Below are 14319 nucleotides of genomic sequence, written 5' to 3' on the forward strand. Positions count from 1 at the left end.
CCGGGTGAGCCCGAACGGAGTCCGTCCCGCGCACGGGCCGCCCGGCGCTAGGCCGACGCCAGGTGGTCGTGCGCCGCACCCGGCGCGGGCACCCGTGCCGTCCCGACGTCCGGGAAGTCCTCGCCCAGCAGCAGACGCCGTACGACCCGTTCGGCGGCGTGTCCGTCGTCGTACGCGCAGAAACGCGCCCGGAACGCGGCCCGCAGCCGGGCGGACTCCTCGTCCCGCCAGCTGCCGGAGGCCAGCAGGGCGGCCAGCTCGTCGAAGGAGCGCGAGACATGGCCCGGCGGCTCGGCGGTGATGTCGAAGTAGGCGCCCCGGCTCGCCGTGTACGCCTCCCAGTCGTCGGCGTGCACCACGATCGGCCGGTCCAGATTGGCGTAGTCGAACATCAGGGCCGAGTAGTCGGTCACCAGCACGTCCGAGGCGAGCATCACGTCCTCCACGTGCGGCTCGTCCGTCGCGTCGACGAGCACCCCGCGCCGGTGCAGCTCCGCCAGGCCCATCCCGCGCGCGTGCCCCGTCGCCAGGGACGGATGCAGCCGTACGACGAGGGTGTGCCCCTCACCCAGGCACGCCGCGAACCGGGCCAGGTCGATCCGGTCGACGTGTCCGCCCCGGACGTACTCCCGCCGCGTCGGCGCGTACAGCACCACGCTGTGCCCGGCCGGCACACCCAGCCGGGCCCGCGCCGCCGCGCCCGCACCCGCGTCCGCGCCGACCAGCACGTCGTTGCGCGGGCTGCCGGTGCGGGCGGAGGCGAAGTGGCACGGGTAGGCCCGCTCCCACACCAGCTCAGAGTGCCGGTTGGCGACCAGGCTGTGGTCCCAGCGGTCGGCGCGGCGCAGCATCTGCGGCACGTCCACCCCGTAGCGGGCCCCGGGCCGGTGCAGCAGATCGGCGGCCATGTACTTCAGCGGGGTGCCCTGGTGGGTGTGGACGTGGACGCTGCCGGGGCGCTTGACCAGCGCGCCCGGCCAGTTGACGTTGTTGACGAAGAAACCCGCCCGCGCGGTCACCCGCCGGTAGCCGGGCGAGTCCAGCAGGACGTGCTCGACGCCCGCCGGGAGCCCGGCGGCCGTCTCCTCGTCGCGCACCACCCACACCCCGCGCAACTGCGGCGCGATCTCCAGCGCCTTGCGGTAGACCGCCCCCGGATCGCCCAGCACCCCCCGGTGCGAGAACGCCGAGTACACGACCAGCTGCGGGTCGACCGGCCGGCGGGCGCGCACCCCGTCCACCGCGCGCCGGCCGCGCGCCCCGGCCGCCCGGCGTACCAGCGTCCCGCGCCGCGCCAGCTCCCGCCCGGCGCGCTCGGCCTGCCGCCGCGCCCGGTAGGCCGCGTACCCGTGCTCCAGCACCCGCAGCCCGGCCGGCACCGGTGCGCCGTCCGGCCGGCGGGAGCGGAACATCTCGGCCGTGCGGCGGAAGAACTCCTTCTTGTCGGACGGCGGCAGCCGGTCCGGCTTGGCCAGGATGTCCAGGCAGTGCTCGCCCATCTTGCGGTGCAGATACGGCCGCCAGAGCGCGAGCGCCGGGCGGGAGTCGACAAAGGCGAAGACCCGCTCGTACTGGTCGTGGATGTCGAAGTGCTTGCGGCTGGTGGTGGACAGGATGTTGCCCTGGCGGCGCTGGCGGTAGTTCAGGCAGATCCGGTCCAGCACGGCGATCCGCTCCGCGCTGAGCATGACCGGGAACGTCCAGGGCGTGTCCTCGTAATAGCCGGGCGGGAAGGCGAAGCCGTTCTCCTCGACGAACGCGCGCCGGTAGACCTTGTTCCAGACCACCATCAGCAGGTCGAGGATCTCGGGGCGCTCGGCGGCCGTGAAGGTCGGCGCGCAGGTGCCGTCCACGGCCTCGGCGAGGAGGTGCGCGAGGGCGTTGCGGCGGGTGCCGCCCCACCAGTAGGTGCGTGCGTAGTCGAACACCAGCACGTCCGGATCCGCGGTCTCGGCGAGCCGGTCCGCCATCGCGCCCAGGGCGCCCGGGGTGAGGGTGTCGTCGCTGTCGAGGAAGAACAGGTAGTCGCCCACCGCGTGCGGCAGACCCGCGTTGCGGGCGCGGCCGAGACCCACGTTCTCCGGCAGGTGCAGCACCCGGACCCGCTCGTCGCGGGCCGCGTACTCGTCGAGGATCGCGCCGCAGCCGTCGGGCGAACGGTCGTCGACGGCGATCACCTCGAAGTCCGCGTACGACTGCGACAGAAGCGAGTCGAGACACTCGCGCAGGAAGCCCTGCACCTTGAAACAGGGGACGATGACGCTGAAGCGGGGCACTGCGGGGGTCAGCTCCTCACGGGGGTGGCGGCGGGGGCCGGGACGCGGTCGGCGAGCGGCAGCACGGGCTTGATCGCCTCCGGGGGCTCACCGAGCAGCACTCTGCGCACCACGCGCTCGGCGGCCCGGCCGTCGTCGAACTGGCAGAAACGGGCCCGGAACGCGGCCCTGAGCTCCGCGGCCCCGGGCGAGGCGTACGCGCCGTCGCGGAACACCCGCGCCAGCTCCTGCGGCGTACGGGCCACCGGTCCCGGCGGCGCCGCCATCAGGTCGAAGTACACGCCGCGCGTCTCGGTGTAGACCTCCCAGTCGTCGGCGTACACGACGATCGGCCGGTCCAGGTTGGCGTAGTCGAACATGATCGACGAGTAGTCCGTGATCAGGGCGTCGGCGGCCAGGCACACGTCCTCGGAGGAGGGGTGCCCGGTGACGTCGAGGACCCGGCCCGTCCCGCGGGCCCCGCCCCGGTCGTAGAAGTAGTGGGCGCGCAGCAGGACGACGATGTCCTCGCCGGCCGCCTCGCAGAAGGCCTCCAGGTCCAGGCCGCCCTCGAAGCCGGTCCGCCAGTCGCGGTGGGTCGGCGCGTACAGCACGGCCGTCCGCCCCTCGGGCACCCCCAGCTCGCGCCGGATCCGGGCCACGTCCTCGGCGGTCGCCGTGTACAGGACGTCGTTGCGCGGATAGCCGTACTCCAGGTGCTCGTAGCGGCCCGGGAAGGCGCGCTCCCACATCTGGGTGGAGTGCGTGTTGGAGGAGAGGTTGAAGTCCCAGCGGTCCACCCGCCCGAGCAGCTTGGTGAACGAGCCGCTCGCGGCCGCCACCACCGGGTACGTCGACTGGTCGACGCCCATCTTCTTCAGCGGGGTGCCGTGCTGGGTCTGCACGTGCACACTGCCCTCCCGCTTGACCACGCCCTCGGCGAAGTTGGCGTTGTTGACCAGGTACTTGGCGCGGGCCAGGACCTGCCAGTAGCGGCGGCTGCCGATCACGGCGTGGTCGACGCCCTCCGGCAGGGTGTGCGCCCGGCCGGGCTCGACGAGGAACACCGAGCGGATGTGCGGGGCGAGTTCGGCGGCCTTCGCGTGGATCGCGGCCGGGCTGCACGCGTAACCGCGGCCCCAGTAGGCGCAGTACACCGCCAGGTTCGGGTCGACGGGGCGGCGCAGCTGACGCCGGTAGAACAGGCGGGTGCGCAGCCCCCGGGGGCGCGCGAGGAGCCGGGCGGCGGCCGACAGCCGCTGGTTGGCGCCGCGCAGCGCACGGAACGCCGTGTACGCCCCCGCCGCGAGCAGCCGGTGCTGCACCCCGAGGCTCCCGCCCGGTCCGCGCCAGCCGGCCGGGCGGTGGCGGCGGTGGAGCCGGGCCGCGCGGCGGAAGAACGCCCGGCGACGGCGGCCCGGCAGCCGGCGCGGGTGCGCGGCCGTCTTCAGGACGAGCGCGAAGAGCTGCTCGAACAGCGGCCCCGACCGCTCGGCGGACAGCCCGAGTCCGGCCGCCGCCGTCAGCACCGGCTCGATCCGGTCCAGCAGGTCGGTGTGGTGCGCGCCCGGCCGGTTGAGCCGGTTGCCCTGCCGGCGCAGCAGGTGCCGTACGACGACCGAGCGCAGCACCGCGATCCGCTCGGCGTGCAGGGTGACCAGGCCGCCGAAGCCGAGGTCGGTGAAGTGCCCCTCGGGGAAGGTGATGTGCCGCTCCTCCAGGAAGGCACGGCGGTAGGCGGCGCTCCAGGCGGGCAGCAGCACCCCGGTGACCCGGGGCGCCTCGGCCGGGCCGAAGGCGCCCCGCGGGGCCTTCGCCAGCAGTGGCGCCGCCGGGTTGGCGGGCTCGCCCTCCCACCAGGGGACGCGCTCGTGCTCGACGTACAGGACGTCCACGTCACCGATGGCGGCGAGGCGGGTGTCCAGCGCCGTCAGCGCGCCCGGGGCGAGGGTGTCGTCGCCGTCGAGGAACAGCAGATACGTCCCGTGCGCCGCCCGCGCCCCGGTGTTGCGCGCGCCTGCCAGGCCCTGCGACGGCGGCGAGTGCACCGGCGTCACCCGGGGGTCCCGCTCGGCGTACCCGGCGGCTACGGCGGCGGCCGGGGCGTCCGGCGCGTCGCAGACCGGGATCAGCTCGAAGTCGCCGAAGGACTGGGCGAGGACGGAGTCCAGCGCCAGGGACAGCCGCCCCGCGACCCCATGGGACGGGACGATGATGCTGAAGCGGGGCATGCTGCTCTTTCTCTGTGGGGGCTCTGCGGGGCCATGCGGGGTTCTGCTGGGGTTCTGCTGGGGTTCTGCGGGGTTCTGCGGCGCTCTGCGATGGCTCTGTCGGGTGTGCTGCGCCGGTGTGTTCGTCGGGCCAACGGTGTTCAGTGGCCGTCGGTGACGGGCTGTGCGCCGGAAGGCTGCGGTACGGCCGTGAGCGGGGGGTGGCCCGAGTCCGCCGCCGACGGCACGGGCCGGCGCTCGGCGAGCGGCACCACGGGCGGCAGCTGGGTCTCGCCCAGCACGATCCGCCGGACGACCCGCTCGGCGGCGCGCCCGTCGTCGTACGGGCAGAACCGCTCGCGGAACACGGCCCGCAGCTGGGCCGAGCGGGAGCCGCGCCAGTGGCCGGTGCTGAAGATGTCGATCAGTTCGTCCTCGCTGCGGGCCACCGCGCCCGGCGGGACGGCCCGCAGATCGAAGTAGACGCCGCGGGCCGCCCGGTACGCCGCCCAGTCCTCGTCGGGGGCGTGGACGACGATCGGGCGGTCCAGGTTGGCGTAGTCGAACATGATCGACGAGTAGTCCGTGACCAGGGCGTCCGAGGCGAGGCAGAGCGACTCGACACTGGGATGGTCGCCGACCTCGATGACCCCGGGCGTGCGCCGGGCGACGAGGGAGCCCTGCCAGTGGTGCGGGCGGGCCAGCACGACGAAGCGCGGGCCCAGACGGCGCAGGACGCGCTCCAGGTCCAGGGCGGGGTACTGGGTGCGCCGGTGGTCGCGGTGGGTGGGGGCGTACAGGATCGCGACCGTGTCGCGGGGGATGCCGAGGGAGTCCCGCAGCCGGGCCACGTCCGCCGCGGTGGCCCGCTGGAAGACGTCGTTGCGCGGATAGCCGTACTCCAGGGTCCGGTAGCGGCCGGGGTAGACGCGCTCCCAGGTCAGGGTGGTGTGGCGGTTGGCGGACAGCACGTAGTCCCAGGTGTCGACGCCGCGCAGCAGCGCCTCGAAGTCCATGTCCCGGGCGGCGGCCGGGCGTTCCTGGAGGTCGAGGCCCATGTGCTTGAGGGGGGTGCCGTGCTGGGTCTGCACGAAGACCTGACCGGGCCGTTTGACCAGCCGGCGGTCGAAGTTGACGTTGTTGACGAGGTACTTGGAGCGGGCCAGCGCCGTCCAGTAGGCGGCGGTGCCGGGGGTGAGGGGGCGCGGGCCCGGCGGGACCGCCTGCCGGTGCTCGGGGCGGGCGATCCACGCGGTGCGCACCTCGGGCGCGTAGGTGCGGAACGCGGCCTCCAGCGCCCCCGGGTTGCAGCCGTGCCCGCGCCCCCAGTACGCCCCGAACACCGCGCGGTCGGCGCGCAGGGGCAGCCGCAGCTGGACGCGGTAGTGCGTCTGGAGGAGGCCGGCCCGCAGGGCGCGGGCCAGCTTCACGGCGAGCTTCAGGGTGCGGCGGCGCAGGGTCATGGCGGCCTGGAGGGCCCGGTAGGTGCGGTGCAGGCCGAGGTGGACGAGGGCGTGGCGCAGCCGGGAACGGGGCGGGACCGTGGTGCCGGGGGTGAGGTAGCGGCGGTAGTGCGTGCGGGCGCGGCGCAGGAACTCGGCGCGGGCGGCGCGCGGCAGCCGGTCCCGCTTGGCGAAGATCGTCGTGAAGTGGTCGACCATGCGGCGGAACAGCACCGGCCGCCAGCGCGCCAGTTCGGGGCGCTCCTCGACGAACGCGAACACCCGGTCGTACTGCTCGAAGACGTCGAAGTGCTTGCGGCTGGTGGTGGACAGGATGTTGCCGCGGCGGCGCTGGCGGTAGTGCACACAGACCCGGTCGAGGGTGGCGATCGACTCCGCCGCCATCAGCACCGGGTACGTCCACGGCGTGTCCTCGTAGTAGCCCGGCGGGAAGGCCAGGCCCGTGCGGTCGACGAACTCCCGTCTGCAGGCCTTGTTCCAGGCCACCATGAGCAGGCGGAGCAACTCCGGGCGGTCCTCCAGCCGGAACGGGGCGGGGCCCTGTTCGCCGAGCACGGAGGCGACCTTGTTGCGCTCGGCCTCGCCCGTCCAGTAGGTGCGCGCGTAGTCGTAGACCAGGACGTCCGGCTCGCCGGTCTCCTTCAGCCGGTCGGCGATGGCGCGCAGCGCGTCCGGGGTGAGGGTGTCGTCGGAGTCCAGGAACAGCAGGTAGTCGCCGACCGCCACCCGCATCCCGGCGTTGCGGGCCCGGCCCAGGCCCGCGTTCTCGGGCAGGTGCACCGCGCGCACCCGTGGGTCGCGCGCCGCGAACTCGTCGATGATCTCTCCGCAGGCGTCCGGCGAGCAGTCGTCGACGGCGATCAGTTCGAGATCGGTCCACGACTGGGACAGCACCGATTCCAGGCACTCGTGCAGATACGCCTGAACCTTGTACGCGGGGACGATGACACTGAACCTGGGCAAGGGACATCCATGGGTCGGCGCGGGCAGGGCCTTGCCCGGGAACGGCCGATGGAGTGAATCGGTTACGGTTCGTACGGCATTCGGGGGATCGCGGGTGAACGGGGAAGGGCGGGACCGTGACGTCCCGCCCCCGTGGCGGTTATTTGACGGCGCCCGCCATCACCCCGGACACGAACTGCCGCTGGAACGCGAAGAACACGGCCAGCGGGATCACCATCGAGATGAAGGCGCCGGGCGCCAGCACGTCGATGTTGTTGCCGAACTGCCGTACCTGGGTCTGGAGGGCGACCGTGATGGGCTGGCTGCCGGCGTCGGTGAACACCAGCGCCACCAGCATGTCGTTCCACACCCACAGGAACTGGAAGATGGCCAGGCTCGCGATCGCCGGAGCGCCCAGCGGCATCACCACCCGGAAGAACAGGCGCAGTTCGCCCGCCCCGTCCAGCCGGGCCGCCTCCAGCAGTTCGCGGGGGATCTCCGCGAAGAAGTTCCGCAGCAGGAACACCGCGAACGGCAGACCGAAGCCGACATGGAACAGGATCACCCCGAAGACCGACCCGAACAGGCCGAGCTTGCCGAAGAGTTCGGCGATCGGGATCAGCGCCACCTGCACCGGCACCACCAGCAGCCCCACGACGGCCAGGAACCACCAGTCGCGGCCCGGGAACTCCATCCAGGCGAAGGCGTATCCGGCGAGCGAGCCGATGAAGACCACCAGCAGGGTCGCCGGGACCGTGATCAGGACGGTGTTGACGAGCGAGTCGGTGATGTCGCCGTTCTCCAGGAGCTTGCGGTAGCTGGCGAAGGTGAGCTGGGAGGGCTCGGAGAACACCGTCCACCAGCCGCCGGCGCTCAGGTCCTCCGGGGAGCGCAGCGAGGAGATCAGCAGACCGATCGTCGGCACCAGCCAGAACAGGCCGACGACGAGGAGGAAGCCCCGGACCAGACCGCTGTTGACCTTCCCGACCAGCCATCTGCCCATGGTCGTCATCGCCGCACCTCCCGCCTGAGCCTGCGGACGTTGAACCACATCACCGGGATCACCAGCAGCAGCAGGAACACGGCGATCGCGCTGGCGATGCCGGGCTGGTTCTCCGAGAAGCCCTTGCGGTACAGCTCCAGCGCCAGCACGTTCGCGTCGTCCTGCGAGGAGCCCGGCGCGATGATGAACACCAGGTCGAACACCTTCAGCACATTGATCATCAGGGTCACGGTGACGACCGCGAGGACCGGCGCGAGCAGCGGGACGGTGACCCTGCGGAACACCTGCCACTCGTTCGCCCCGTCGACCCGTGCCGCCTCCAGCAGTTCCCGCGGCACCCCGGCGAGCCCGGCCGCGATCAGCACCATCGCGAAACCGGCCCACATCCAGATGTACGACCCGATGATCGCCGGCGTGACCAGCGAGGGGCCCAGCCAGTCCAGGCCGTTGTACGGCTCCGCGAAGTTGCTCGCGGGCAGCCGCAGCCGGGCCCCGTCGGCCGCGGCGGGCAGGGTGAAGGTGCCGTCGTCGGCGGCCGTGGCGGACGCGACCACCTTGCCGTCCTTCACGGCCTCGATCCTCATCCCGGCGTAGCCCAGCTCGGTGGGGTCGGGGGCGCCCAGGGTGCCGACGCCCTTGCCCCGGGTGAAGTCCTGCCAGGTGGTGCCGGTGATCGCGGCGGGGTCGGCCCCGGCCGCCACGGCCCTCTTCGCGTCGCCGGGCATCCGGTCGGGCGCGACACCCACCAGCGGGAGGGAGACCGTCTCGCCGGTGTGCACGGTCGCCCTGGTGACGTAACCGCCGCCCTCGGCCGTCAGGGGCGAGTCACGGCCGGGGTGGGCCTTCGGGAACGCGGACGCCTGGACGAACGTGTCGTGCACCCCGACCCACACCGCGTTCGCGACCCCCTTGTCCGGGTCCTGGTCGTACACCAGCCGGAAGATGATCCCGGCGGCGAGCATGGAGATCGCCATCGGCATGAAGACGACCAGCTTGAACGCCGTGCCCCAGCGCACCCGCTCGGTCAGCACCGCGAAGACCAGACCGAGGGCGGTCGCCACCGTCGGCGCGAACACCACCCAGATCACGTTGTTCTTCAGGGCCGTGCGGATGCCGTCGTCGGTGAAGAGGGCCTTGTAGTTGTCGACGCCGACGAAACCGTCCCCCGACGGGTCGTAGAAACTGCGCACGACCGAGTACCCGATGGGGTACACCACGAGCGCGCCCAGCAGCACGAGGCAGGGCAGCAGGAACAGGGCCGCCACGGCTTTGCGCGTGCCGGTTACGGACTGCCGCATCGCCGGGTCAGTTCCCGTACGCCGCCGCCGCGTCCGACTCCAGTTTCCGCTGGGTGCCGGCCACGTCCGTCGGGTTCTTCAGGAAGTCCTGGAGATCCTTCCACTCGCCCTTGCCGGGCGTGCCGCCGAAGGCCTGCGGGGCCTGGTCGGACATGTCGAAGCGGAAGTCGTCGCCGGACGCGATCAGCGCCTTGGCGATCTTCTGCTGGACCTCGTTCGGGTACGAGGAGATCGCGACGTTCTTGTTCGGCGAGAGGTAGCCGCCCAGCTTCGCCTGGATCGTCGCCGCGTCCGGTGAGGCCAGGAAGGTCGCCAGCGCCTGCGCGCCCTTGGAGTCCTTGAAGACGACCGCCGCGTCACCGCCGGACACCACCGGCGGGGTGTCACCGGCCTTCGGGAAGGGGAACACCTTGGCGTCTGTGCCCACCTTGGCCTTGGTGTCCGCGATGTTGACCTGCACGAAGTCGCCCTCGTAGACCATCGCCGCCTTCGGCTGGTCGCCGCCGGTGAACGTCTGCGTCACCGAGGCCGGGAACTCCGTCTGGAGCGCGCCGCTCGCACCGCCCGCGATCCAGTCCTTCTTGCCCCAGATCTGCGCCAGCGTGGTCAGCGCCTTCGTCACCGACGGATCCGTCCACTTGATCTTGTGCTGGGCGAGCTGGTCGTACTTCTCGGGGCCCGCCTGGGACAGATAGACGTTCTCGAACCAGTCGGTGAGCGTCCAGCCGTCGGCGCCGCCGATCGAGAACGGCGTGACACCGGAGTCGTACACGGTCTGCGCGGTGCTCAGCAGCTCGTCCCACGTCTTCGGCTCACTCGCGCCCGCGTTCTCGAAGACCGGCGCGTTGTACCAGATCAGCGACTTGTTGGCGGCCTTGTAGTAGACGCCGTACTGCTTGCCGTCGACCTTGCCGATGTCCTGCCAGCCTTGCGCGTAGTTCTTCCGCAGCTCCTTCAGGGCGTCGGCGCCCAGCGGCTTCGCCCAGCCCTGGTCGACCGCCTGCTTGATCGCACCGGGCTGGGGGAGCATCGCCACGTCCGGCGGCGAACCGCCCGCGATCTTCGACCCGAGGAAGTTGATGATCGGGTCCTGCGCGGGCACGAAGGTCACCTTCGCGCCGGTGCGCTTCTCGAACTCCGCCAGGACCTTCTTGAAGTTCGCCTGCTCCGCGCCGGTCCACACGGCGGCCACCTCGAGCGTGGTCCCGTCCAGTTTCGGCAGGCTCAGGTCGCCGCCGGTGTCCTCGGTGCCGGTTCCGCTTCCGCTGCCGGTGCTCTTGTCGTCGTCCCCGCCGCACGCGGTGAGCGAGAGCGCGAGGGCTCCCGCCGCCAGTGCGGCGGCCGTCTTCACGGTCCTGCGTGTCCGGATGGTGCGGCTCGTCCTGCGCATCACGACCCCGTTCTTCGGCTCTCGTCGAACGTCGAGCGCTGTCCCGTGACCACTGGTCTACGCCGCGTGACGGAGGTCGGCAAGAGCGCCCACCCTGTCCACCGGGGGATCGTGACCGCGTCGTGACTGCACGGCGCACGTTCTCGCAGGGGCCTTTCAGACCCCCGAGGGGCTGCGCGAGGCCCGCTCCAGCGCGCTCGCCAGGAGCGCCAGGTCCGTCGGACCGTTGCCCAGCTCGCGGACCGGGCGGCGGGCCGGCGGGTCGCCCATGCGCTGCCACTCCAGGGGGACCACCGTCGGGCGCAGGGTCGCCGTGCGGGGGATGCGGCCCGTGACGCGGCCGCCCTGGAAGGGCGTGAGACGGCCGTCCGCGCCCCGCAGGCGGCCCCGGCCGGGGGCCGGCTCGTCGACGCCCGAACCCGGCGGCTCCAGGCTGACCCGAACGGTGGAACGGCGGGCCGGTTCCGACTCGGCCGTGCGGGCGTCCGGAGCCGTCGCGGCCACCAGGTGCACGCCGAGGCGGTCGCCCTCGCGGGCCACCGCCTCCAGCGCGCGCATCACCGAGCCGGCGGCGGGGCGCCCGGGGGAGCCCAGGGCGGGTGAGACCAGCGCGTCGAGGTCGTCGACCACGACCACCAGACGGGGCAGCGGGGCGGGTGTCTCCTCCTGGCGGCGGGCGGCCGCCGAGGGGCGCAGCCGGATCGTGGCGCTGGGCGGGGCGTCGAGGTCGGCCGCACCGGAGGACGAGGGCGCCGGGGCCGGGGTGCGCTGCGCGACGATCCGGCCGGACACCTCGCGGTGCGTGTGCCACTCCGCGAAGTCGGAGAGCCCGAGCAGCTCGGCCCGCCGCTTCAGCTCGGCGCTCAGCGACTGCGCGAACTCCCGCATCCTGACCGGGTCGTTGGCGGTCAGATGACCGGTGACATGCGGTACGTCCGTGCAGACGCGCAGACCGTCGCCCTGGCCGGCGGTGCCCTTGCCGACGGTGTCGCCGCCGTCCAGCAGCAGCACGCTCAGCCGGTCCGGGCGCTCGGCGGCGGCCAGCGAGGCCACGACCGCCCGCAGCAGTTCCGTACGGCCGCTGCCGGACGGTCCCTCGATCAGCAGATGCGGGCCCTCGGCGGCGAGGTCCACCGCGACCGGACCGCGCGGGCCCGCGCCCAGCACGGCCCAGGCCCGGCCGCCGAGCGCCTCGGTGTCGTCGGCCGCGTCCGCCCAGCGGGCCATCAGGGAGGCCGGGGTGGCCCGGGCCAGGCCCAGTTCGTCGAGGAGCCGCGCGGACGGGGGCAGGGGGGCCGACACACGGGTGTGCCGCTCGCCGCCGCCGTCCGGGCGCAGCGGGGCCAGGGCGCGCGCGAACCGCTCCGCCCAGGCGGGGGAGACCGCGTCCACGGCGGCCAGCGTGCCCCGGCCCACCGGGCCCGACCGGCCGTCACCGTCGAGCGCCACCCGGAACAGCCGCAGCGCCGTCGCCACGTCACCGCTCAGCAGCGCCACCGCCCCGCACGCGCGGAACGCCGGTGCCGCCGCGCAGGCCGTCTCGTAGGCCTGTGTCACCGGGGCGGCCGGCGACACGGCGGACGTCTCGGCCAGACACAGCACATGGATGCCGGCCCGGGGGCCCGCCACCGCCAGCCGCGTCACCGCCTCGCGCAGGTCGGCGCCGCCCGGGTCGCCGTCCACGACGAGCACCGTGAACGGGCCGGGGAATGCCGCCCCGTGCTCGGCCCGCGCCCAGGACGGGCGGTGCGCCGTGGCCGGTGCGGGGGCGCCGCCGTCCGGCTGCCGGTCCGCCAGCCGCCGCAGCAGTTCGTCGGTGCGGGCCGCCGCCTGCTCGTGGTCGTAGGCGAGCAGCAGACGGCAGTCCTGGCCGTGGCCGGGCCGCAGATGGGGCAGCCAGCCGAGCCAGGCCCACTCCGCGGTGCGCTCCTGCTCGCTGCGCGCCCGGTCCGTGCTGATCAGGACGATCTCCAGGACGTCCGGCGAGTGCAGCGCGGCCAGCTGCGCCAGCACCGCGCGGGCCAGCCCCGCGAGCCGCGGGCGGGGCCCGGCCAGGCCCAGCGCACCCGCCTCGCGCAGATCCGCCGTCACCGGGACGGCGGGCAGCAGGCCCGAGCCGTCCGGCGCCGGCCGGTCCGCCGTGCCGAGCCGGACCGTCAGCGCCTCCGGGTGACCGGGGGCGCGCTCCCACAGCCGGGGGCCCGGGGCCAGGGCCGTCAGCAGCAGCGCCGCCGGGTCCGGCCAGGTCTCCGGCGCGGGCGCGGCGACGGCCGAGGAGGGGGGCGCGGCGCCCGGGGTGTCGTCGTGGGCGTCGGTGTCGGGGGCGTCCTGGGCGCCGCCGCGGCCACCGGCCAGCTTCCGGGCCCAGGCGGAGAGACCACCGCGTTTGCGCAGGCCGGGCGGGACGTCGGTGCCGCGCAGGGGCGTGCCCTTGCGGCGGGACGCGGCGGGGGTGTCGTCGTCGGGGGCGGTGCCGTGCGGGCCGCGGGGGTCGTGCGGGTCGCGGGGGTCGTGCGGGTCGCGGGGGTCGTGCGGGCCGTGCTGCGGCTCGGTGCCGTGGGGTTCGCCGTGGTGGGGTTCGCCGCGGTGCGGCCGGGCGAAGGAGCCCACGCCCGCGTGGCCGGCGTGCGTGCCGGTGTGCGGGTCGGTGTGGGGGGCGTCAGGCGCCCCGGCGGACGGCCCGCGGCGCGCCCCGCCGGGGGCCGGGTGGCTCTCGATGTGCGGGGCACCGCCCTGGCCCGGCACCGAGGGGGCCCCGCCCGAGGGGTGGGGGCGCTCGGGCCGGCGCGCGGCGGCACCCGTCCAGTCGACCGTGCCGTAGGCGTGGCCGGTCGGGCCGTGCGGCGGTGCGGGGGCGGCCGACGGGTGCGGGCCCTCGGTCCGCGCGCCCGGCACGCGCGCGGGGGCGGACACGGGGGCGGATCCGGGGGTGCCCGCGGGGCCGCCCGCCAGGCCGCCCGGTCGCGTCCCGGGCGTCTCGCGCGCGTGCCCCTCTGCCGCCGTGGCCGAGGGCGGGGCGCCCTGTGCCGTACCGGCGCCGCACGGCACGCGGACGTGCCCCTCGCCGTCCGGGGTGGTGGCCACGGGGGCTCCCGGGCCGCCGGGCGGAGCGAGCCGCAGGGCCGACTCGCCGACCCGCAGCAGCGCGCCGGGGGCCAGCCGGACGGGACGGGACTGGACCCGGCCGCCGTCCAGGGTGGTGCCGTTGGTGGAGCCGAGGTCGGTGACCGTGGCGCGCCCGTCGGGGGTCAGGGTCACCGCGCAGTGCAGCCGGGAGACGTCCGGGTCGTCCAGCGGGACGTCGGCCTCCGCGGAACGGCCCACCCGGACCTGACCGCCGTGCAGCAGGTGCACCCCGCCGGCGTCCGGGCCCGCGACCACGTGCAGCCGGGCCGGGGCGTCGTCGACCTCGGGATGCGGCTCGGGGTCGGCCGGGGCGCCCACCGCGAGGACCGCGCCGTCGATGAGGGGAGGCTCGCCCAGGGTGCAGCGCCGGCCGTCGAGCCGCTCCGCGCCCGCGTACAGGACGGCGGGCGCGCCGCTCGCGCTCTCCCCGGAGACCGCGGCGGACAGGGCGGACGCGACCTCGGCCAGCGCCGTGCCGGCGGGCGCCGTGACCAGTACGTCGCAGCTCGCGGCGCGGCCCCGCCCCTCCGTGGACGCGCCCAGCGGGTCTACGACGGTCAGCCGGATCTGCATCGCCGTCAGCGGTCCCTTCTGCCCGGGCGCGGACAACCCCCCACCCCGCACGAGCACAT

7 protein-coding genes are annotated in these 14319 nt (G+C 74.3%); all 7 read right to left on the bottom strand.

Annotated elements, in window-relative coordinates:
• Positions 1-47: 47 nt before the first annotated feature.
• The 7 genes from AQJ58_RS00155 to AQJ58_RS00185 all read right to left on the bottom strand — a co-directional run bounded on the left by AQJ58_RS00155 (position 48) and on the right by AQJ58_RS00185 (position 14260).
• A complete protein-coding gene (locus AQJ58_RS00155; protein WP_067243619.1) occupies positions 48-2276 on the bottom strand; it encodes a bifunctional glycosyltransferase/CDP-glycerol:glycerophosphate glycerophosphotransferase in 2229 nt (742 codons plus the stop codon).
• An 8-nt stretch (positions 2277-2284) separates the two neighbouring features.
• Entirely contained in the window at positions 2285-4486 is a 2202-nt protein-coding gene (locus AQJ58_RS00160) for a CDP-glycerol glycerophosphotransferase family protein (protein ID WP_067243621.1), read from the bottom strand.
• A gap of 140 nt (positions 4487-4626) precedes the next feature.
• Positions 4627-6891, bottom strand: coding sequence for a bifunctional glycosyltransferase/CDP-glycerol:glycerophosphate glycerophosphotransferase (locus AQJ58_RS00165; protein WP_067243623.1), 2265 nt, complete (start codon positions 6889-6891; stop codon positions 4627-4629).
• Positions 6892-7030: 139 nt separating this feature from the next.
• Complete coding sequence (locus AQJ58_RS00170) at positions 7031-7882, bottom strand: carbohydrate ABC transporter permease (RefSeq protein ID WP_067243625.1); 852 nt, start codon at positions 7880-7882, stop codon at positions 7031-7033.
• A complete protein-coding gene (locus tag AQJ58_RS00175) occupies positions 7879-9171 on the bottom strand; it encodes a carbohydrate ABC transporter permease (protein ID WP_067243627.1) in 1293 nt (430 codons plus the stop codon). Before AQJ58_RS00175 ends, AQJ58_RS00170 begins: the two co-directional genes overlap by 4 nt.
• Positions 9172-9178: 7 nt before the next feature.
• A complete protein-coding gene (locus AQJ58_RS00180; RefSeq protein WP_067243629.1) occupies positions 9179-10561 on the bottom strand; it encodes an ABC transporter substrate-binding protein in 1383 nt (460 codons plus the stop codon).
• A 156-nt stretch (positions 10562-10717) separates the two neighbouring features.
• The gene (locus AQJ58_RS00185; protein ID WP_067243631.1) at positions 10718-14260 is read right to left on the bottom strand and encodes an FHA domain-containing protein; all 3543 of its coding nucleotides are present in this window, start codon (positions 14258-14260) and stop codon (positions 10718-10720) included.
• Between the last annotated feature and the right edge of the window lie 59 nt (positions 14261-14319).

It is taken from the genome of Streptomyces sp. DSM 15324 (assembly GCF_001514285.1).
Classification (GTDB): Bacteria; Actinomycetota; Actinomycetes; order Streptomycetales; family Streptomycetaceae; genus Streptomyces.

What these genes read in the sequence shown, in the direction of transcription:
- AQJ58_RS00160 (WP_067243621.1), bottom strand. Translation starts at nt 4,486, where the DNA reads ATGCCCCGCTTCAGCATCATCGTCCCGTCCCATGGGGTCGCGGGGCGG.
- AQJ58_RS00170 (WP_067243625.1), bottom strand. Translation starts at nt 7,882, where the DNA reads ATGACGACCATGGGCAGATGGCTGGTCGGGAAGGTCAACAGCGGTCTG.
- AQJ58_RS00175 (WP_067243627.1), bottom strand. Translation starts at nt 9,171, where the DNA reads ATGCGGCAGTCCGTAACCGGCACGCGCAAAGCCGTGGCGGCCCTGTTC.
- AQJ58_RS00180 (WP_067243629.1), bottom strand. Translation starts at nt 10,561, where the DNA reads ATGCGCAGGACGAGCCGCACCATCCGGACACGCAGGACCGTGAAGACG.
- AQJ58_RS00185 (WP_067243631.1), bottom strand. Translation starts at nt 14,260, where the DNA reads ATGCAGATCCGGCTGACCGTCGTAGACCCGCTGGGCGCGTCCACGGAG.